Annotated in this window: 21 protein-coding genes; 16 read left to right on the top strand and 5 right to left on the bottom strand. The window is 58.8% G+C overall.

All coding sequences use genetic code 11. The features are described from left to right. Positions 1-9: 9 nt before the first annotated feature. The 3 genes from L2I46_RS11815 (at position 10) to L2I46_RS11805 (ending at position 3,496) form a co-directional block, all read left to right on the top strand. Positions 10-1,446: a sugar porter family MFS transporter gene (locus L2I46_RS11815; protein WP_032453728.1), complete on the top strand. Its 1,437-nt coding sequence runs from the start codon at positions 10-12 to the stop codon at positions 1,444-1,446. Beyond that, positions 1,446-2,282 (top strand): aldose 1-epimerase, encoded by an 837-nt coding sequence (locus L2I46_RS11810; RefSeq protein WP_032453727.1) that lies wholly within the window; start codon positions 1,446-1,448, stop codon positions 2,280-2,282. The genes L2I46_RS11815 and L2I46_RS11810 overlap by 1 nt, the downstream gene beginning before the upstream one ends. A gap of 77 nt (positions 2,283-2,359) precedes the next feature. Further along, positions 2,360-3,496, top strand: a complete 1,137-nt coding sequence (locus L2I46_RS11805) for a 3-phenylpropionate MFS transporter (RefSeq protein ID WP_048336304.1) — start codon at positions 2,360-2,362, stop codon at positions 3,494-3,496. On the opposite strand, the gene csiE is transcribed toward L2I46_RS11805, so the two are convergent. Beyond that, on the bottom strand, positions 3,493-4,770 hold the full coding sequence (gene csiE, locus L2I46_RS11800; RefSeq protein ID WP_065883062.1) for a stationary phase inducible protein CsiE: 1,278 nt from the start codon (positions 4,768-4,770) through the stop codon (positions 3,493-3,495). The genes L2I46_RS11805 and csiE overlap by 4 nt on opposite strands. A 124-nt stretch (positions 4,771-4,894) precedes the next feature. Here csiE and L2I46_RS11795 point away from each other — a divergent pair, with 124 nt between their 5' ends. Further along, positions 4,895-5,533: a DUF1007 family protein gene (locus L2I46_RS11795; protein WP_023290647.1), complete on the top strand. Its 639-nt coding sequence runs from the start codon at positions 4,895-4,897 to the stop codon at positions 5,531-5,533. Then, the gene (locus tag L2I46_RS11790) at positions 5,524-6,504 is read left to right on the top strand and encodes a nickel/cobalt transporter (RefSeq protein ID WP_023290646.1); all 981 of its coding nucleotides are present in this window, start codon (positions 5,524-5,526) and stop codon (positions 6,502-6,504) included. The genes L2I46_RS11795 and L2I46_RS11790 overlap by 10 nt, the downstream gene beginning before the upstream one ends. 47 nt (positions 6,505-6,551) lie before the next feature. Here the strand turns inward: L2I46_RS11790 and suhB are convergent, their stop codons facing one another. Beyond that, a complete protein-coding gene (gene suhB, locus L2I46_RS11785; RefSeq protein ID WP_002913995.1) occupies positions 6,552-7,355 on the bottom strand; it encodes an inositol-1-monophosphatase in 804 nt (267 codons plus the stop codon). A gap of 120 nt (positions 7,356-7,475) precedes the next feature. On the opposite strand from suhB, the gene trmJ reads away from it, so the two are divergent. The 11 genes from trmJ to sseB all read left to right on the top strand — a co-directional run bounded on the left by trmJ (position 7,476) and on the right by sseB (position 16,367). Then, a complete protein-coding gene (gene trmJ, locus L2I46_RS11780) occupies positions 7,476-8,210 on the top strand; it encodes a tRNA (cytosine(32)/uridine(32)-2'-O)-methyltransferase TrmJ (RefSeq protein WP_023290645.1) in 735 nt (244 codons plus the stop codon). Between the two features lie 256 nt (positions 8,211-8,466). Continuing rightward, positions 8,467-8,958: a Fe-S cluster assembly transcriptional regulator IscR gene (gene iscR, locus L2I46_RS11775; protein WP_002913993.1), complete on the top strand. Its 492-nt coding sequence runs from the start codon at positions 8,467-8,469 to the stop codon at positions 8,956-8,958. Positions 8,959-9,136: 178 nt separating this feature from the next. Continuing rightward, a complete protein-coding gene (iscS, locus tag L2I46_RS11770; protein WP_017900428.1) occupies positions 9,137-10,351 on the top strand; it encodes a cysteine desulfurase in 1,215 nt (404 codons plus the stop codon). A 26-nt stretch (positions 10,352-10,377) separates the two neighbouring features. Further along, complete coding sequence (gene iscU, locus L2I46_RS11765) at positions 10,378-10,764, top strand: Fe-S cluster assembly scaffold IscU (protein ID WP_002913991.1); 387 nt, start codon at positions 10,378-10,380, stop codon at positions 10,762-10,764. A gap of 17 nt (positions 10,765-10,781) precedes the next feature. Next, positions 10,782-11,105, top strand: coding sequence for an iron-sulfur cluster assembly protein IscA (gene iscA, locus L2I46_RS11760; RefSeq protein WP_002913979.1), 324 nt, complete (start codon positions 10,782-10,784; stop codon positions 11,103-11,105). Between the two features lie 74 nt (positions 11,106-11,179). Then, positions 11,180-11,695 carry a co-chaperone HscB gene (hscB, locus tag L2I46_RS11755; RefSeq protein ID WP_023290644.1) on the top strand — a complete coding sequence of 172 codons (516 nt, stop codon included), beginning with the start codon at positions 11,180-11,182 and terminating at the stop codon, positions 11,693-11,695. A 15-nt stretch (positions 11,696-11,710) separates the two neighbouring features. Continuing rightward, positions 11,711-13,561: a Fe-S protein assembly chaperone HscA gene (hscA, locus tag L2I46_RS11750; RefSeq protein ID WP_023290643.1), complete on the top strand. Its 1,851-nt coding sequence runs from the start codon at positions 11,711-11,713 to the stop codon at positions 13,559-13,561. A gap of 1 nt (position 13,562) precedes the next feature. After that, positions 13,563-13,898, top strand: coding sequence for an ISC system 2Fe-2S type ferredoxin (gene fdx, locus L2I46_RS11745; RefSeq protein WP_004201872.1), 336 nt, complete (start codon positions 13,563-13,565; stop codon positions 13,896-13,898). 1 nt (position 13,899) lies between these two features. Next, positions 13,900-14,100, top strand: a complete 201-nt coding sequence (iscX, locus tag L2I46_RS11740; protein ID WP_002913954.1) for a Fe-S cluster assembly protein IscX — start codon at positions 13,900-13,902, stop codon at positions 14,098-14,100. Positions 14,101-14,207: 107 nt separating this feature from the next. After that, positions 14,208-15,494: an aminopeptidase PepB gene (gene pepB / locus L2I46_RS11735; RefSeq protein WP_023290642.1), complete on the top strand. Its 1,287-nt coding sequence runs from the start codon at positions 14,208-14,210 to the stop codon at positions 15,492-15,494. Between the two features lie 96 nt (positions 15,495-15,590). Next, positions 15,591-16,367 (top strand): enhanced serine sensitivity protein SseB, encoded by a 777-nt coding sequence (sseB, locus tag L2I46_RS11730; RefSeq protein ID WP_032453723.1) that lies wholly within the window; start codon positions 15,591-15,593, stop codon positions 16,365-16,367. A gap of 66 nt (positions 16,368-16,433) precedes the next feature. On the opposite strand, the gene L2I46_RS11725 is transcribed toward sseB, so the two are convergent. The 3 genes from L2I46_RS11725 to sseA form a co-directional block, all read right to left on the bottom strand. Further along, positions 16,434-17,276 (bottom strand): hypothetical protein, encoded by an 843-nt coding sequence (locus L2I46_RS11725; protein WP_110212101.1) that lies wholly within the window; start codon positions 17,274-17,276, stop codon positions 16,434-16,436. A gap of 101 nt (positions 17,277-17,377) precedes the next feature. Further along, entirely contained in the window at positions 17,378-18,028 is a 651-nt protein-coding gene (locus L2I46_RS11720) for a DUF5066 family protein (protein WP_023290639.1), read from the bottom strand. A gap of 164 nt (positions 18,029-18,192) precedes the next feature. Next, positions 18,193-19,050, bottom strand: a complete 858-nt coding sequence (gene sseA / locus L2I46_RS11715) for a 3-mercaptopyruvate sulfurtransferase (protein WP_236947883.1) — start codon at positions 19,048-19,050, stop codon at positions 18,193-18,195. Positions 19,051-19,118: the final 68 nt, after the last annotated feature.

Below are 19,118 nucleotides of genomic sequence, written 5' to 3'. Positions count from 1 at the left end.
GGAATCATTATGAATAATGCGCAGACACATCTCAAAATGGGCTACGTCTGGACTATCTGTCTGGTCGCCGCCTGCGGTGGTTTACTGTTTGGCTATGACTGGGTAGTCATTGGCGGCGCAAAGCCATTTTATGAAGCCTGGTTTTCTATTACCGATCCGGCACAGTCCGGCTGGGCGATGAGTTCGGCGTTGGCGGGCTGCGTTTTCGGCGCATTAATCTCGGGATGGTGCGCCGATAAACTCGGGCGCAAGCGGCCCTTAATACTGTCCGCCGTGCTGTTCAGCGCCTCGGCGTGGGGGACGGCGGTCGCCAGCAGTTTCGATATGTTTGTGGTTTACCGCATTGTGGGCGGCGTGGGGATTGGTCTGGCTTCCGCTCTCAGCCCGCTTTACATTGCCGAAGTCAGCCCGGCAGAAAAAAGAGGGCGCTTTGTTGCGATAAACCAGCTCACTATCGTGATTGGCGTGCTGGCCGCTCAGCTTATCAACCTGATGATTGCGGAACCCGTGGCGACGGGAGCGACACAGCAAATGATTGTCGAAACCTGGAACGGGCAGATGGGCTGGCGCTGGATGTTCGGCGCAGAACTGGTGCCGGCGCTGGCGTTTCTGATACTAATGTTCTTTGTTCCCGAATCGCCGCGCTGGCTCATGAAGGCCGGGAAGCCCGAGCGCGCCCGCGCCGCGCTGGAACGCATTGGTTCCGCCGACTATGCAGACAGAATATTACGCGACATCGCGCACACGCTGGAAAAAGATAACCATAAAATCTCCTATAGCGCGCTGCTGGCTCCGCAGGTAAAACCGATCGTTATCATCGGCATGGTCCTCGCCGTCTTCCAGCAGTGGTGCGGAATTAACGTCATCTTCAACTACGCACAGGAGATTTTTGCCTCGGCGGGATTCGATATTAACAGCACGCTGAAATCGATTGTCGCAACAGGGATCGTCAACCTGGTGTTTACCCTCGCCGCGCTGCCGCTGGTGGATAAGATCGGCCGCCGTAAACTGATGCTGCTCGGCGCTTCCGGATTGACGCTGATCTATGTGCTGATTGCCGGCGCTTACGCCATGGGCATTATGGGCTGGCCGGTACTGTTGTTGGTGCTGGCGGCGATTGCCATTTACGCTTTGACCCTGGCGCCGGTCACCTGGGTGCTGCTGGCGGAAATCTTCCCTAACCGCGTTCGCGGACTCGCCATGTCTTTAGGCACCCTGGCGCTGTGGATTGCCTGTTTCTTGTTAACCTACACTTTCCCGCTGCTTAATGCCGGTCTGGGCGCGGCGGGCAGCTTCCTGCTGTATGGTGTCATTTGCGCCGCCGGCTATCTCTATATTCTGCGCAACGTGCCGGAAACAAAGGGGATCACTCTCGAAGCCCTGGAAGAACAGCTGGCGCAACGCCATACGGGCGTTAATGCGGCGAAGCAGGAGCAGATGCGCTAATGGCGGAAGCGTGGATTCTGGAGAACGCGCATCTGCGGATGTGCGTCTCTTCTCTGGGCGGCAAAGTGCAAAGTTTATTCTCGCGGCACTATCAGGCGCCGGTGCTATATGAAAATCCCGCCGGCGGCATGTTTCCGATGCTGCCGATGGCCAATCGCGTTGCCGGAAATCGCTTTATTTTTCAGGGACGCGAGATAGTCCTGCCACGTCACCACGCCGACGCGCATTTTTTTCTCCACGGCGACGGTTGGCTGCAGCGTTGGGATATCATTGCGCGCGGGGGCGATTTTTGCGTGTTACAGCTACGTCGGCAGCATGTCTGCGGTTTCGATTACCTGGCGCAGATCCGCTATCAGTTGCAGGGTAACCAACTGATAGCGTCGCTGATGCTTACCCACTGCGGTAGTACGCCTATGCCCTACGGCGGCGGTTTTCATCCCTTTTTCTCCTTTGATAAGCGCAGCACGGCGCAGTTTGCCGCCAGTGGCTACTGGCCGGAAGGGGAACAGCACCTGCCGCTGGACTGGCAAAGCCATCTTCCCGGCTATGCCGATTTCAGCCACCCGCAGTACGGTGAGGATCGCTGGCTAAACGTCGGCTATTCCGGCTGGAGCGGGCGGGCGAGGGTGATTAGTGATGTGATGGATGTCACAATTCTTTCGCAAACTCCGTGGTTGATGCTTTTCAGAATGCAGGATGAACCGTTCCTTTGCCTCGAGCCGCAAACTCACCCGGTAAACGCCCATAACATGGACGGCCAACCGGGGCTGCGGGTTTTGGGCACTGGAGATACGCTGAACTTTTCGCTAACAATAGACGTTCAGGGGCGCGGATAGCGCCATTTTTGGGGCGAGGGCCTCTTGCACCCGCCCCGCTTTATCGCCAGACTGTCGCCTCCATTCGGGAGGGAATCATGGTCTTGCACTCCACGCGCTGGCTGGCGCTCAGTTACTTCACCTACTTTTTTAGCTACGGTATTTTTCTGCCCTTCTGGAGCGTCTGGCTGGCCGGTAACGGACTGACCCCGGAAACCATCGGCATCTTGCTCGGCGCCGGTCTGGTAGCCCGTTTTCTCGGCAGCCTGCTGATCGCCCCGCGGGTGAGCGACCCCTCCCGGCTGATCGCCGCGCTGCGCGTGCTGGCGCTGTTAACCTTGCTCTTCGCGCTGGCCTTCTGGGCCGGTAGCCACGTCGCATGGCTGCTGGCGATCATTGTGGGCTTCAATCTGTTCTTTTCGCCGCTGGTGCCGCTGACGGATGCCCTGGCCAATACCTGGCAAAAGCAAATCACCATGGACTATGGCCGGGTGCGGCTATGGGGCTCCATCGCCTTTGTGATTGGTTCGGCGCTGACCGGCAAGCTGGTGAGCCTGTTTGATTACCGGGCGATCCTGCTGATGCTCAGCCTGGGCGTCGCCTCAATGCTGCTCGGCATGCTGCTGAAACCGTCGGTGATGCCCGAGGGGGCGTCGCGCCAGCAGCAGGGGGCCGGACTGGCGGCCTGGCTGACGCTGGTGCGCCAGAGCTGGCGCTTTCTCGCCTGCGTTTGCCTGCTGCAGGGGGCGCACGCCGCCTACTACGGCTTTAGCGCCATTTACTGGCAGCAGGCAGGCTATTCGGCCTCGGCGGTGGGCTATTTGTGGTCGCTAGGCGTGGTGGCGGAAGTGGTGATCTTCGCGCTGAGTAAAAAGGTGTTCCGCCGCTTTAGCGCGCGGGATCTGCTGCTGCTCTCTGCCCTGTGCGGGCTGGTCCGCTGGACGCTGATGGGCTGGACCACGGCGCTGCCGGGGCTTATCCTCGCGCAGATCCTTCACTGCGGCACCTTTACGGTGTGTCATCTGGCGGCGATGCGCTATATCGCCGCTCGCCAGGGCAGCGAAGTGATCCGCCTGCAGGCCGTCTACTCCGCGGTGGCGATGGGTGGCAGTATTGCCATCATGACCGTCTTCGCAGGCTTCCTCTACCAGCACCTGCACCAGGGCGTGTTCTGGGTGATGGCGCTGCTGACCATCCCGGCGCTGGCTATCCGGCCAAAAACGGTGGCGGCCTAGTCTTCGAGCATCGCGCAGATATGCTGCTGCTGGCGTTCAGTGAAGCAGTTCTCCGCGTGGATCAGCGGCGGTGAAAACAGCGGCAGCGCCGTCGCATAGGGGGTGACGATAAGCGTCACCCCTTTGGGCGCCCCCTCTTTCTGAAAGCGCTCTACGCTCTGGTATTTGATGTTCAGCGGCAGCAGCGTCAGTTCGCGCAACTGCTGCTCCAGGGCCGCTTCCATATCCGGATTATCATCGGTCAGCAGCAGGACCTGCTTCTCATGCAGGTCGCTTTTCTGCATCAGCCAGGCGCCAAAGATCACCGCGATTAAGCCGGTCTCTTCCTCATTAAAACTGACGTGCCAGGCCTCCTCGAATTCGCTCAATGCCGCCTGGGTGGTGCGCAGTAAGCGAGGATAGAGCCGGCTCACTTCCTCTGTGAGCGTGTTATCGATGCCGATAGCAAACACGCTGCGGATCAACGCCTGCGACAAGTGAATATAAAGCTGATCGCTCAGCCCCTGCTCGTCACTGAACGACCTGCCGGCGAGCATCTGGAAGCGGTGGATCAGGCCGGAAATAGCCAGCCGCAGGCGTCGATCCTGCGGGTGACCATCGCGAAGCGGATCGGGGGTTTTGAGCATCATAAACAGCAGCGAGAGGAAAAAAGGCTCTCCGACATGCGGCGTCGCGCCGACCCGACGCTGCCAGTGGCGGACAATCTCCTGCGCCAACGTGAACTCGGCGGCGGTCTGCGCCCAGCGTTGCTGTTCATCATTGAAGTCGGGTGAATATCCCCGGTGATGCTCAAGCAGACAGTACTGCAGGTACAGGCGCAGAAACTGAACGTCCCGGCAGTCGAACTGGCGATTGAGCGCTCGCGCGCAGCGGTTCACCAGCGCCTGCAGGTTAGTATCATCGTACAGGGTACGGGCGATGCCTTCCTGTTTAAGCTGCGTTTTCAGCGCCGGGGTAAAATGATGGTTAACGAACTGCGGGCACAGGCGCAGGCCCCGCCGCAGCGCATGCAGCAGGCATAAACGTTGGTCGAGCGCGGCGCCTTCAATCCGATAGCTGCCGTCCACCTGTGACCGAAGGGTCAGGCGGTGGTAACGCTGAATTTCGCGTCCGGTCTCCTCAATATCCTGCCGGGCCGTGGTCTCATCAACGAGGTTGATTCTGCCAAGCCGTTCAGTCGTTACCGACTGTCCGGGCAGATAAAACATCAGGAGCACCTGGCTACGGCGCTGTGGACTGGAAAGCGCAGATGGTGGTTCAATGACGGTCATCATCTGGTAAGTTCCAGTTAGGGTTTCCGCTAAGAATAGACAATGACAGCGGCGGGGGCAGGGAAGTGCGCCCGCTTTAGCTCAGGATTGCTGGCGAAGTTCACAGAATTTTTCACGTGAGGAACAGATGAACAGAGTGAAACAATGCACCAGCGCGGCGTTTTTCATGGTTTTATCATGGACAGCCGCCGCGCATCCGCATAGCTTCATCAGTTTGCAGAGCGAGCCGGTGGTCAAAGACGGCCTGCTGAGCGGGTTTAAAATGCGCTGGACGATGGATGAAATTACCTCATCGGATCTGCTCTACGACGCCGGAAACGCTAAACCAGGCAGCGAAGTATGGAAAAAACTGGCGGCGGAGGTGATGGCCAACGTGCTCGGCCAGCACTATTTCAGCGAGCTGTGGCACAACGGCCAGCGGGTGAAATTTGAAAATCGCCCCGACGGCTACGGTCTTGAGCGCGACGGCCTGCAGGCGGTACTGACCTTCACCCTGCCGCTGGCGACGCCGCAACCCGTTGCCGGACAGACATTTACCTTTTCCACTTTCGACCCGACCTACTATGTCGACATGTTTTATGACAAAGATAGCGATTTTTCCCTGCCCGCAGGGCTGCAGGCCGACTGTAAGGCAACGGTAATGACGCCAAAACCGAATGACAAAATGCTCTCATACGCCCAGTCGCTGGATAAAGCGGATGCGCCGCCGGAGGATATGGCGCTGGGCAGCTATTTTGCCCAGAAGGTGACCCTGACATGTCAGTAATTTTTACCCCGCGCACGCGCGCGTCGCGCTGGAAAGCGCTGTGGCCGTTGGCGCTACTGCTGGCCGTGAGCGTCACGGGCGGCTTCTGGCTGTGGCAGGCCTGGCCGCAGGTGCTGATGCAGAGCGCGGTCTGGCAGCGCGCGCTCAATCTGGAGCTCAGCCGCCTGCTGCAGGCGGTGGCGGAGAACCCGGCGGCGGCGGGGCTGTCGCTGCTTGGGTTCAGCTTCGTTTACGGGGTGCTCCATGCCTTAGGGCCCGGCCACGGCAAAATTGTCATTACCACCTGGCTTGCCACCCATCCCTCGAAGTTGAAATCGAGTATTAACCTGACGCTGGCCGCCTCTTTATTGCAGGGGCTGGTGGCTATCGCGCTGGTGGTAGTGGTGCTGGCGCTGCTGCAGCTGCCGGCGCGCCAGCTGCATCTCAGTAGTTTCTGGCTCGAGAAGGGGAGCTATTTGCTGGTGGGCGCGTTAGGTCTGCTGCTCTGCTGGCGGGCGCTGAAAAAGCTGCGTCTGCTGCTGAGCCGGCCAACGTTTACCGCGTTTACCCCGCATCATGTTCATAACGAACACTGCGGCTGCGGGCATCAGCATCTCCCGGCCCCGGAGCAGCTGCAGGCCGGCGACGACTGGCGGGCTCGCACCGTGATTGTCCTGTCGATGGGCATGCGTCCCTGCTCGGGGGCGATCATGGTCCTGCTGTTCAGCAAGGTGATCGGGGTGTTCAACTGGGGGATGGCGGCGGCGCTGGCGATGGCGGCAGGGACCTCATTGACTATCACGGCGCTGGCGCTGCTGGTGCACAGTTTTCGCCAGCTGGCGGTGAAGCTGGGCCGGCATCAGGCGCCGCCGCTGTGGCGTCAGGTGGGCTGGCTGACGCTGGCGCTGGCCGGCGGCGTGGCGCTGCTGGTGGCCGCTGTCGTGATGTGGAGTAGCGCGATCGCGCCAGGCGGCGGTTTGCGACCGTTTTAGAACATAAAAAAAGGAAGCCGCGGCTTCCTTTTTACATCTGCAAGAGATTAACGCTTCAGCGCGTCGCTCAGCTGCTCGCGCATATTCGCCAGCATCGCTTTCACCACACGCGGGTTACCGGCAACGATGTTGCCCGTCAGCATATAGTTATGACCGCCGGTGAAGTCGCAAACGATAGCGCCTGCTTCACGGGCGATCAGCTCGCCTGCGGCGAAATCCCATGGTTTCAGGGCAATTTCAAAGTAACCGTCAACGCGGCCGGCGGCAACGTAGGCCAGATCCAGCGCGGCGGAGCCGGTGCGGCGGAAATCGGCGCATTCGGTGAACATGTTGCCGAGAATATTCATGTAAGTGGTGGCGTGCTGCTTCGCCTTGAACGGGAAGCCGGTCGCGATGATGGTGCCGTCGAGGTCGCGAGCATTGCTGCCGCGCAGACGGTAGCCGTTCAGCTGCGCGCCCTGGCCGCGGGTCGCGGTGAACAGTTCGTTACGCATCGGATCGTAAACCACCGCGACTTCAGTACGGCCTTTGATGCGTACGGCGATGGAAACAGAGAAATGCGGCAGACGTTTAACGAAGTTGGTGGTACCATCCAGTGGATCGATAACCCATTGAACATCCTGCTCTTCACCAGCGTGTTCACCGCTTTCTTCGGTGATAATGGTGTGCTGCGGGTAAGATTTGCGAATGGTTTCGATAATAATCGCTTCGGCGGCTTTATCGACGTTGGTCACAAAATCATTGCTGCCTTTCTGGCTGGTTTCTACGGTGTCTGGCGTTTCGTAGTGTTTGGCAATTAAATTACCCGCCTTGCGCGCGGCGCGCACGGCGATGTTCAGCATCGGATGCATCGGTCTCTCTCACTGGATGTTAAAGAACGGGAAAAAACGGCGCATATAATAACAGCGAATTCTGCTTATGTCTCCGTTTTATGGTAGCATGCCCGAATAATCTTTAGCCGAAGAACCATAATGCTGCAAAATATTCGAATCGTACTGGTAGAAACCTCCCACACCGGCAATATGGGCTCCGTTGCCCGCGCGATGAAAACCATGGGCTTAACCAACCTGTGGCTGGTCAATCCGCTGGTGAAACCTGATTCCCAGGCCATTGCGCTGGCCGCGGGCGCCAGCGACGTCATTGGCAACGCGCAGATCGTCGATACCCTTGATGAAGCGCTGGCGGGCTGTAGCCTGGTGGTTGGCACCAGCGCGCGCTCCCGCACGCTGCCGTGGCCGATGCTCGATCCCCGCGAATGCGGCCTGAAAAGCATCGCCGAAGGCCAGCATGCGCCGGTGGCGCTGGTGTTTGGCCGCGAGCGCGTTGGCCTGACCAACGACGAACTGCAGAAGTGTCACTACCATGTGGCCATCGCCGCCAACCCGGAGTACAGCTCGCTGAACCTGGCGATGGCGGTGCAGGTTATCGCCTACGAAGTGCGGATGGCCTGGCTGGCGGCGCAGGAGCAAGCGCAGCCAGCGGTTGAGCACGAAGAAGCGCCGTACCCGCTGGTGGATGACCTGGAGCGTTTCTACGGTCATCTTGAGCAGACGCTGCTGGCGACGGGCTTTATCCGCCCGAATCATCCGGGGCAGGTGATGAACAAACTGCGTCGTCTGTTCACTCGTGCGCGCCCGGAAAGCCAGGAGCTGAACATCCTGCGCGGCATGCTGGCCTCGATTGACCAGCAGAATAAAGGCAAGTAACCGCGTTGATGCCGGATGGCGCTGCGCTTATCCGGCATGCAAATCACGCGGCCCTTGCTATCTCCTGGTGGGAGAGGGCCGGGGTGAGGGCGCCCGGCAACGCGGAAGGAAAACGGCACGGAAAGCCAAATACCTGACTAAAACAGTCAAGTAAATAGTTGACCAAATTACTCGGGAATGTCAGACTTGGCCCTGCTATGCAATACCCATATTAATAAAAAGCCCGGCCAGGGGCGAGTTTGAGGTTAAGTAAGACATGAGACTGACATCTAAAGGGCGTTATGCCGTGACCGCGATGCTTGACGTTGCGCTCAACTCTGAAACGGGCCCGGTGCCGTTGGCAGATATTTCAGAGCGTCAGGGAATTTCGCTTTCCTATCTGGAACAGCTGTTCTCTCGCCTGCGTAAAAATGGCCTGGTATCCAGCGTTCGTGGCCCAGGCGGCGGTTATCTGTTAGGTAAAGATGCCGGCAGTATCGCCGTCGGCGAAGTCATTAGCGCCGTGGACGAATCCGTTGACGCCACCCGTTGCCAGGGCAAGGGTGGCTGTCAGGGCGGCGATAAATGCCTGACTCACGCGCTGTGGCGCGATCTGAGCGAACGCCTGACCGGCTTCCTGAACAATATCACCCTCGGGGAACTGGTGAATAACCAGGAGATCCTCGATGTTTCCGGTCGTCAGCATCAGCACGAAACCCAGCGCAATGCGCGCACCCAGGACGCGATCGACGTTAAACTGCGCGCCTGAGTGACCCGTCCCGTTTCGGGCTGCGGCTGACAGGGCGAGGCAGCGCGAAACGGCGGGACAACGATTATAAAGAGCTTTCAGAATCAGGCCGGGATGCTCCGACATTCCGTGTACTCGGTCGTACATCAAGCCGGTTGCCTGATTCCTTGCATTGAGTGATGTACGGAGTTTAAGAGCAATGAAATTACCGATTTACCTCGATTACTCCGCAACCACGCCGGTGGACCCGCGTGTTGCCGAGAAAATGATGCAGTTCCTGACCATGGACGGGACCTTTGGTAACCCGGCCTCCCGTTCCCACCGTTTTGGCTGGCAGGCTGAAGAGGCGGTTGATATCGCCCGCAATCAGATTGCCGAGCTGGTCGGTGCCGACCCGCGCGAAATTGTCTTTACCTCTGGTGCGACTGAATCCGACAACCTGGCGATCAAGGGTGCAGCCAACTTTTATCAGAAAAAAGGCAAGCACATCATCACCAGCAAAACCGAGCATAAAGCGGTTCTGGATACCTGCCGTCAGCTGGAGCGCGAAGGCTTCGAAGTGACCTACCTGGCGCCGCAGAGCAATGGGATTATCGATCTGAAAGAGCTGGAAGCGGCGATGCGTGACGACACCATCCTGGTTTCCATCATGCATGTGAATAACGAAATCGGCGTGGTGCAGGATATCGCTACCATCGGCGAGATGTGTCGCGCCCGCGGTATCATTTACCACGTAGACGCCACCCAGAGCGTGGGCAAGCTGCCTATCGATCTGAGCCAGCTGAAAGTTGACCTGATGTCCTTCTCCGGTCACAAAATCTACGGTCCGAAAGGCATCGGCGCGCTGTACGTGCGTCGTAAGCCGCGTATTCGTATCGAAGCGCAAATCCACGGCGGCGGCCACGAGCGCGGTATGCGTTCCGGTACTCTGCCTGTTCACCAGATCGTCGGCATGGGTGAAGCTTACCGTATCGCCAAAGAAGAGATGGAAAGCGAGATGGCGCGTCTGCGCACGCTGCGCAACCGTCTGTGGAACGGCGTGAAGGATATGGAAGAAGTGTACCTCAACGGCGACCTCGAGCAGGGCGCGCCGAACATTCTTAACGTCAGCTTCAACTATGTTGAAGGCGAGTCGCTGATTATGGCGCTGAAAGACCTGGCGGTTTCCTCCGGTTCAGCCTGTACTTCCGCGAGCCTTGAGCCATCCTACGTGCTGCGCGCGTTAGGCATGACTGATGAACTGGCGCACAGTTCTATTCGTTTCTCTTTAGGTCGTTTCACTACCGAAGAAGAGATTGACTACGCCATCAACCTGATTCGTAAATCCATTGGCCGTCTGCGCGAGCTTTCTCCACTGTGGGAAATGTTCAAACAGGGCGTGGATCTGAACAGTATTGAATGGTCACATCACTAATTCGGCACCAATAAGGAGAATTCATCATGGCTTACAGCGAAAAAGTTATCGATCATTACGAGAACCCGCGCAACGTCGGCTCTTTTGACAACAGCGACGAGAACGTCGGCAGCGGCATGGTCGGCGCGCCGGCCTGCGGCGACGTGATGAAGTTGCAGATTAAAGTCAACAATGAAGGTATCATTGAAGACGCGCGCTTCAAGACCTACGGCTGCGGTTCCGCTATCGCTTCCAGTTCTCTGGTCACCGAGTGGGTGAAGGGTAAATCCCTGGACGAAGCGCAGGCGATCAAGAACACCGATATCGCCGATGAACTGGAGCTGCCGCCGGTGAAAATTCACTGCTCTATTCTGGCGGAAGACGCGATTAAAGCCGCGATTGCGGATTACAAAAGCAAACGTGAAGCAAAATAATTAGTTGAGGTTTTGTTATGTCGATTACTCTTAGCGACAGTGCAGCAGCGCGAGTCAATGCCTTCCTGGCAAACCGCGGAAAAGGGTTTGGCCTGCGCCTGGGCGTGAGAACCTCCGGCTGCTCAGGTATGGCCTATGTACTGGAGTTTGTTGACGAGCCGGCGGCTGAAGACACCGTGTTTGAAGACAAAGGCGTGAAGGTCGTGATCGACGGCAAAAGTCTGCAATTCCTCGACGGCACGCAGCTGGACTTCGTCAAAGAAGGCCTTAACGAAGGGTTCAAGTTCACTAACCCTAACGTCAAAGATGAGTGCGGCTGCGGCGAAAGCTTTAACGTATAATCGGTACTCCCCAACCCCACCGCGGTCACGCCGCGCGTGGGGTTTTCGTTTAGATGCATGACCCTGAGGTTACTATGGACTATTTCACCCTCTTCGGGTTACCAGCCAGCTATACCCTCTCGCTTGAACAACTGGCTGTCCGGTATCAGGATCTGCAGCGCCAGTACCATCCGGATAAATTTGCCAGCGCGCCCGCTGCGGAACAGCTTGCGGCGGTTCAGTATTCCGCCACCATTAACCAGGCCTGGCAGACGCTGCGCCATCCCCTGACCCGCGCAGAATACCTCCTCTCGCTGCATGGCTTCGATCTGGCCAGCGAGCAGCATACCGTTCGCGATACCGCGTTCCTGATGGAACAGCTGGAACTGCGCGAAGAGCTGGATGAGATCGGCCAGGCGAAAGACGAAGCGCGGCTGGAAGGCTTTATCAAACGAGTGAAAGCGCTGTTTGATACCCGCCATCAGCTGATGGTTGACCAATTGCATAATGAGAGCTGGGAGGCGGCGGCGGACACGGTTCGTAAGCTCCGTTTCCTCGATAAACTGCGCAGCAGTGCTGAAGAACTCGAAGAAAAACTGCTCGATTTTTAATTTTCGGAAGCAATTATGGCCTTATTACAAATTAGTGAGCCCGGCCTGAGCGCCGCGCCGCACCAGCGTCGTCTGGCGGCCGGTATCGACCTGGGCACCACCAATTCTCTGGTGGCTACCGTGCGTAGCGGCCAGGCCGAGACTCTGCCCGATCATCAAGGCCGCTATCTGCTGCCGTCGGTGGTGAATTACCACGCATCGGGGCTGACCGTCGGCTATGACGCCCGGCTGAACGCCGCCCAGGATCCCGCCAATACCATCAGCTCCGTGAAACGGATGATGGGGCGCTCCCTCGCCGATATCCAACACCGCTATCCGCATCTGCCGTATCAGCTGCAGGCCAGTGAAAACGGCCTGCCGATGATCCAGACCGCCGGCGGCCTGCTGAACCCGATTCGCGTCTCCGCCGATATCCTGAAAGCGCTGGCCGCCCGGGCCACTGAAGCGCTGGCCGGCGAGCTCGACGGCGTGGTCATCACCGTCCCCGCTTACTTTGATGACGCCCAGCGTCAGGGGACCAAAGACGCGGCGCGCCTGGCGGGTCTGCACGTGCTGCGCCTGCTTAATGAACCGACCGCGGCTGCTATCGCCTATGGCCTTGATTCCGGCCAGGAAGGGGTGATTGCGGTCTACGATCTCGGCGGCGGCACCTTTGATATTTCCATTCTGCGCTTAAGCCGCGGGGTGTTTGAAGTGCTGGCCACCGGCGGCGACTCGGCCCTCGGCGGCGATGATTTCGATCATCTGCTGGCGGACTACCTGCGCGAGCAGGCGGGCTTTAGCGACCGTAGCGACAACCGCCTGCAGCGTGAGCTGCTGGATGCCGCCATCGCGGCGAAAATCGCCCTTAGCGATGCCGAGGTGGCGCACGTTGAGGTCGGCGGCTGGCAGGGCGATATTACTCGCAGCCAGTTTAACGATCTGATCGCCCCGCTGGTAAAACGCACGTTAATGGCCTGCCGCCGGGCGCTGAAAGACGCTGGCGTTGAGGCGCAAGAGGTGCTGGAAGTGGTGATGGTCGGCGGTTCCACCCGCGTGCCGCTGGTGCGCGAGCGCGTCGGCGACTTCTTCGGTCGCACCCCGCTGACCTCCATCGACCCTGACAAAGTCGTCGCCATTGGCGCGGCGATCCAGGCCGATATTCTGGTCGGCAACAAGCCGGACAGCGAACTGTTGCTGCTCGACGTTATCCCGCTGTCGTTAGGGCTGGAAACCATGGGCGGCCTGGTGGAGAAAGTGATCCCGCGTAATACCACCATTCCGGTGGCCCGCGCCCAGGAGTTCACCACCTTCAAAGATGGCCAAACGGCGATGTCCATTCATGTGATGCAGGGCGAGCGTGAGCTGGTGCAGGATTGCCGCTCCCTGGCGCGCTTTGCGCTACGCGGTATCCCGGCGCTGCCGGCGGGCGGGGCGCATATTCGCGTCACCTTCCAGGTGGACGCCGATGGCCTGCTGAGCGTCACGGCGATGGAAAAGTCGACCGGCGTGGAAGCCTCTATTCAGGTGAAACCGTCTTACGGTCTGACCGATGGCGAAATCGCCACCATGATTAAAGATTCGATGAGCTACGCCGAACAGGATATTCAGGCGCGCATGCTGGCTGAACAGAAAGTGGAAGCCGCACGCGTCCTGGAGAGCCTGACAAGCGCGCTGGCCGCCGACGCCGCGCTGTTAAGCGCCGCGGAGCGTCAGGCTATCGATGCCGCTGCGGAGCAGGTACGCGCCGCCGCGGCAGGCGACGACGCCGACGCCATTAAAGAAGCGATTAAAAATATCGACACACAAACCCAGGAATTCGCCGCCCGCCGTATGGATCAGTCGGTCCGTATCGCGCTGAAAGGCCAATCCGTGGACGAGGTTTAAAATGCCAAAAATTGTATTTCTGCCCCACCAGGACCTGTGTCCGGATGGCATCGTTGTGGAAGCTGAGACCGGTGAAACTATTCTGGATGCGGCGCTGCGTAGCGGCATCGAGATTGAACACGCCTGCGAAAAATCCTGTGCCTGCACCACCTGCCACTGCATCGTGCGTGAAGGCTTTGACTCGCTGGCGGAAAGTACCGAAGATGAAGACGATATGCTGGATAAAGCCTGGGGACTGGAGCCTGACAGCCGCCTGAGCTGCCAGGCGCGCGTCACCGACGAAGATCTGGTCGTTGAGATCCCGCGTTACACCATCAACCACGCACGCGAGCACTAATATGGCACTGAAATGGACCGACAGTCGTGAAATCGGCGAAGCGCTGTATGACGCTTACCCTGACCTCGACCCAAAAACCGTTCGCTTTACCGACATGCATCAGTGGATTTGCGATCTGGAAGAGTTTGATGATGACCCGAACGCATCCAATGAAAAAATTCTCGAGGCGATTCTGTTAGTCTGGTTAGACGAAGCCGAATAATTTTCGCATCATGATTTATGCGGCGGTATAAAGTCGGATGAATCATTGAGCGAGAGAACGTTACGGGCTGCCATACGGTGGCCCGTTTGCTAAGAAGGATAATGATAATGACCGAAGCCATGAAGATTACGCTTTCCACTCAGCCAGCCGATGCGCGCTGGGGAGAAAAGGCGTCTTACAGCATTAATCATGACGGCATCGCCCTGCATCTCAACGGCAAAGACGACCTGGGCTTGATTCAGCGCGCGGCGCGTAAAATTGACGGCATGGGGATCAAGCATGTCGCGTTAAGCGGCGAAGGCTGGAACACCGACCGCGCGTGGGCGTTCTGGGCGGGTTATAAAGGCCCGAAAGGCACCCGTAAAGTTGAATGGCCGACGCTGGACGATGCGCAGAAAAGCGAGCTGGATAACCGTCTGACCATTATTGACTGGGTGCGCGACACCATCAATGCGCCGGCGGAAGAGCTGGGCCCGGAACAGCTGGCGCAGCGCGCCGTCGACCTGCTGTGCAGCGTGGCGGGCGAGAAGATGAGCTATCGCATCACCAAAGGCGAAGATCTGCGTGAGCAGGGCTATCTCGGCCTGCACACGGTGGGCCGCGGCTCCGAGCGCCCGCCGGTTTTGCTGGCGCTGGACTATAACCCGACCGGCGATAAAGAAGCCCCGGTATATGCCTGTCTGGTAGGTAAAGGCATCACCTTTGATTCCGGCGGCTACAGCATCAAACAGAGCGCCTTTATGGATTCAATGAAATCCGATATGGGCGGCGCGGCGACTATCACCGGCGCCCTGGCCTTCGCTATTACCCGCGGGCTGAACAAGCGCGTGAAGCTCTATCTGTGCTGCGCCGACAACCTGATCAGCGGTAACGCTTTCAAACTGGGCGATATTATTCATTATCGCAACGGCAAAACCGTCGAAGTCATGAACACCGACGCCGAAGGTCGTCTGGTGCTGGCGGATGGCCTGATTGACGCTTCGGCGCAGAAGCCGGAGCTGATCATCGATGCCGCCACCCTGACCGGCGCGGCGAAAACCGCGCTCGGCAACGACTACCACGCGCTGTTCAGCTTTGACGATGCGCTGGCGAATCGCCTGCTGGCGAGCGCTCAGGCGGAAAATGAAGCGTTCTGGCGTCTGCCGCTGGCCGAATTCCACCGTCATCAGCTGCCGTCTAATTTCGCGGAACTGAACAATACCGGCAGCGCCGCCTATCCGGCCGGCGCCAGCACCGCGGCGGGCTTCCTGTCCCACTTCGTGGAAAACTACCACCAGGGCTGGCTGCATATCGACTGTTCGGCAACCTACCGCAAATCTGCCGTTGAGCAGTGGTCGGCGGGCGCGACGGGGCTTGGCGTACGTACTATCGCCAATCTGCTGACGGCTGAGTAATGGCCTTGCCGGGTGGCGCGACGCCTACCCGGCCTGGAAAATCCGCAGGCCCGTGCGGACGTAGCGCCGCCGGGCGATTTTTGAAGTAGCCAAACTATGTCCGAAACCAAAAACGAATTAGAAACCCTGCTGGAAAAAGCGGCTACCGAACCCGCTCATCGTCCGGCATTTTTCAGCGCGCTGCTTGAGGCCACCGTCTGGGTACCAGGCAGCGCAGCCGATGGCGAGCAGATTGTCGAAGATAGCGCGCTGGATCTGCAGCACTGGGAAAAAGATGACGGCACGTCGGTCATTCCGTTCTTCACTTCGCTTGAGGCCCTGCAGCAGGCGGTGGAAGACGAACAGGCTTTCGTGATGATGCCGGCCCGCACGCTGATGGCGATGACTCTCGGTGAATCGCTGTTCCTCAACCCGAAGCTGCCGAACGGTAAAGCGTTCACCCCGCGCGAAATCAGCCATCTGCTCGGGGAAGAGGGCAGCCCGCTCAGTACCCAGACGGTGCTGGAAGGGGGGGAAGCGCTGCTGCTGTCTGAAGTCGCCGAGCCGCCGGCGCAGATGGTGGATTCGCTGACCACGCTGTTCAAAACGCTGAAAACCGTCAAGCGGGCGTTCCTGTGCTCGATCAAAGAGCACGCCGACGCGCCCGCTAATCTGCTGATCGGCATTGAAGCGGAAGGGGATATCGAGTCCATCATTCAGACCACCGGCAGCGTGGCCACCGATACCCTGCCCGGCGATGAGCCGATCGATATTTGCCAGGTGGTGGAAGGCGAGAAGGGCATCAGCCACTTTATGATTGCCCATATCACGCCGTTCTATGAAAAGCGCTGGGGCAGCTTCCTGCGCGATTTCAAACAAAACCGCATTATCTGACAGCGGGGGCGGCTGCCCCCGGTTTCGGTATGCTTTCAGCTCGATGCAAAAGCGGAGTTGCAAAGGTTAATGCAGGGCGGCAACGATCCGCGGATAGGCTGACGCCATGTTATAGAGCAGAAATCCCGTCACGCACAGCGTGACGACGCCGTTGAAGAGCGCCATATCCCCGCGCCAGGCCCTGCACCTTTCCTCTCCCAGCAGATAGCGTAGCGCTGCTACCAGCCCGGCGAGCAGCATAAACGCCAGTAACACCCCCGCCATCTGCGCAATGACGATATACCAGCCCAGCGGTGTATTCACGCCCCGGGCGCTCATCAGCGCGATCTGCGCCGGCAAAATCGTCTGGAACCCGAGGGTGAGGAGCATCAGAAGGCGCAGATCCGCCAGCTGAGCGTCGAACGTGCGGGCCAGACGTCGGGCGTCACGCAGCAGCAGCACCCCTGATGCCACCGCCGCGGCAACGCTGACGTGCTGGAGAATAAAAATATAAAACGCCAGGGTTCCGGATCCGACCCGGGACAAAAAGAACAGATTGCAAAAGACCATGACCAGCAGGCCAAATTTCATTGCCCAGGCACGGAGTACCTCGCCGGGCCAGCGGCGGCTTGACGCCGGGTTGTGCATCATCCATGCGGCAAGCGTCGATTTACCGTAACCGGGCGCGAGCAGCACCATCAGAAAACCCAGCAGCGCCTGATGACCATAGGTGATCAGCGGGACGTCTTCCAAAGTGACGCCGAGAAAGCGGGTATAAACGGAAACGGGCGCAGGAACCAGGCTTAACCATGTCCGGTTCCATTGCTGCCAAAAATAGAGGATTGCGCCGCCGACCAGAAGGCCAGCTATGCCTCCCAGCCAGGGAAGGCGCGGGGAATAAGCAGAATGTGGGTTGGAGACTAATGCCATTTTCACTCCTTGTGGTGCCATCAGGTTATAGATTAAACGCTCAATCCTGGCGCTGGCCCCGACGGCGCGCGTTAATCGCGCTATCGGTGGGAGATGGTGAATTAGTCAGGACAACCTTCGAGCCTGGCGTAAAGATCCTCATGAATATATTCCAGCTCCAGCAAGGCGCCATCGCGTGACTCGTTGAGGGCTTGTTGATGCTGCCATTCGTCGTGGCTCTCCTTTCCACCGGTAAAAATCCCCTGCAAATATTCAATCAGCGACGATTCTGCCAGCCAAAGCTCATTCTCTTTACCCTCGAAACGGACGACAGGATATTCACCCTGTTCATCACGCTCGGTGACATAGATAAATACCTGCTGATCCCCGGGATGGCAGAGGCGAATCAGGGCAGGAAGACGCGGATCGTCGTTCCAGACGGGCATTAGCTCTTCAAAATCCAGCCCGATCATATCAAGGCCATTCATATAATAAGCCTCTTCATCCAGTGAGTCGGAAAGCAGGACGCCATGTTCATCAATGGCGTTCAGAACCGATTCCAGCACCCGTTGACCGTAGGGGCTTGTCAGCTGGCAATCGTAGGCCAGCAGCGCTTTCAGACTCTCCGGAAGCGCCACGGTTTCGCTATTTTGCGGATCACGGTATTTCCGGACGCGCAGGCGATCCACTTCGTCTACAGGCATCGGTTTCGGGGTGGGATTGCGGTTGTGCTTGTGTACGACATCCATGAGATCCGCTAATGAAAAAGCCATCATTCAATTTCCTTATATAGTGGGCGGCAGTAAAGCCAACACGGCAGGCGCAAGCCCTGCGGCAGCACAGAGTAGCTGGTTTAGCGACTGGCAGGAGAATGAAGCGGAGAAAATCAGAAATTATTTAGTGGCCGCGGGACGGGACGTCCGCGGCCATGCGGCGTTTACTGAGCGGCAGGAGCCGGTTCAATCGGCAGATCGCTGCGCGCCCCCCATTCGCTCCATGAGCCGTCGTACATACAGACGCCGTTTACGCCAAGCGTGGTGAGCGCCAGCACGACCACCGCCGCCGTCACGCCGGATCCGCAGCTGGCGATAATGGGCCGATCAAAATCGACGCCCTGACGCAAAAAGATGTCGTTCAGCTCGTCGACGGTCTTCAGCTCGCCGTTAATCACCAGCTCTGTCCACGGGACGTTCAGCGCGCCGGGGATATGCCCGCGCCGCAGGCCCGGGCGCGGTTCGTCAGCCTGGCCGTTAAACCGGGCTGCCGGACGCGCATCGACAATCTGCGCCGATCCTTCATGGCTGACCAGCAGCACGTCGGTCAGGCGCTTAATTTGCTGAGGATCGAATCGCACGTCGAATTCTCCTTCGGCCACCTCCGGCACCCCTTGTTCCAGCGGCAGCTCGTCGCGACGCCAGCCCTCCAGCCCACCGGCCAGAATCGACACTTTCTCCACGCCAAAGGCGCGCAGCATCCACCAGGCGCGCGGGGCGGAAAACAGATTGCCTTCGTCATAGACGACCAGGTGCTTATCGCTGCAGACGCCCAGTTCGCGCATGGCCACGGCAAACGCCTCGGCGCGCGGCATCATATGCGGCAGCGGGCTGGTGTGAGCGGACAGCGCCTCGATATCGAAAAACAGCGCGTTCGGCACGTGGCCGGCGCGGTACTCCGCGGCCATATCGCGCAGGGCCTCCTGCCCGGCGGGCGCCATGCGGGCGTCGATAATCTGGATCTCCGGGTCATCAATATGTTCCGCCAGCCAGTCGGCGGCGACAAAAAACGAGGTGGACATAGGTGCCTCCGTTTGACTATTCATGACTGAATTGTCGGCGTTTTATCGGGTGCTGACAAGTTAAGGAC

The sequence above is a fragment of the Klebsiella sp. 2019SCSN059 genome, assembly GCF_021739525.1.
In the GTDB taxonomy this organism is placed as follows: domain Bacteria; phylum Pseudomonadota; class Gammaproteobacteria; order Enterobacterales; family Enterobacteriaceae; genus Klebsiella; species Klebsiella quasipneumoniae.
The sequence above is the reverse complement of the archived record's forward strand: the minus strand, read 5'-3'. Positions and strand labels throughout refer to the sequence as shown.

Coding starts and splice junctions, on each gene's coding strand:
- sseB (WP_032453723.1), top strand. CDS start 15,591: ATGTCCGAAACCAAAAACGAATTAGAAACCCTGCTGGAAAAAGCGGCT.
- trmJ (WP_023290645.1), top strand. CDS start 7,476: ATGCTGCAAAATATTCGAATCGTACTGGTAGAAACCTCCCACACCGGC.
- pepB (WP_023290642.1), top strand. CDS start 14,208: ATGACCGAAGCCATGAAGATTACGCTTTCCACTCAGCCAGCCGATGCG.
- iscU (WP_002913991.1), top strand. CDS start 10,378: ATGGCTTACAGCGAAAAAGTTATCGATCATTACGAGAACCCGCGCAAC.
- L2I46_RS11810 (WP_032453727.1), top strand. CDS start 1,446: ATGGCGGAAGCGTGGATTCTGGAGAACGCGCATCTGCGGATGTGCGTC.
- L2I46_RS11815 (WP_032453728.1), top strand. CDS start 10: ATGAATAATGCGCAGACACATCTCAAAATGGGCTACGTCTGGACTATC.
- L2I46_RS11805 (WP_048336304.1), top strand. CDS start 2,360: ATGGTCTTGCACTCCACGCGCTGGCTGGCGCTCAGTTACTTCACCTAC.
- iscX (WP_002913954.1), top strand. CDS start 13,900: ATGGCACTGAAATGGACCGACAGTCGTGAAATCGGCGAAGCGCTGTAT.
- L2I46_RS11795 (WP_023290647.1), top strand. CDS start 4,895: ATGAACAGAGTGAAACAATGCACCAGCGCGGCGTTTTTCATGGTTTTA.
- iscA (WP_002913979.1), top strand. CDS start 10,782: ATGTCGATTACTCTTAGCGACAGTGCAGCAGCGCGAGTCAATGCCTTC.
- L2I46_RS11720 (WP_023290639.1), bottom strand. CDS start 18,028: ATGGCTTTTTCATTAGCGGATCTCATGGATGTCGTACACAAGCACAAC.
- sseA (WP_236947883.1), bottom strand. CDS start 19,050: ATGTCCACCTCGTTTTTTGTCGCCGCCGACTGGCTGGCGGAACATATT.
- iscR (WP_002913993.1), top strand. CDS start 8,467: ATGAGACTGACATCTAAAGGGCGTTATGCCGTGACCGCGATGCTTGAC.
- L2I46_RS11790 (WP_023290646.1), top strand. CDS start 5,524: ATGTCAGTAATTTTTACCCCGCGCACGCGCGCGTCGCGCTGGAAAGCG.
- hscB (WP_023290644.1), top strand. CDS start 11,180: ATGGACTATTTCACCCTCTTCGGGTTACCAGCCAGCTATACCCTCTCG.
- hscA (WP_023290643.1), top strand. CDS start 11,711: ATGGCCTTATTACAAATTAGTGAGCCCGGCCTGAGCGCCGCGCCGCAC.
- suhB (WP_002913995.1), bottom strand. CDS start 7,355: ATGCATCCGATGCTGAACATCGCCGTGCGCGCCGCGCGCAAGGCGGGT.
- fdx (WP_004201872.1), top strand. CDS start 13,563: ATGCCAAAAATTGTATTTCTGCCCCACCAGGACCTGTGTCCGGATGGC.
- iscS (WP_017900428.1), top strand. CDS start 9,137: ATGAAATTACCGATTTACCTCGATTACTCCGCAACCACGCCGGTGGAC.
- csiE (WP_065883062.1), bottom strand. CDS start 4,770: ATGATGACCGTCATTGAACCACCATCTGCGCTTTCCAGTCCACAGCGC.
- L2I46_RS11725 (WP_110212101.1), bottom strand. CDS start 17,276: ATGGCATTAGTCTCCAACCCACATTCTGCTTATTCCCCGCGCCTTCCC.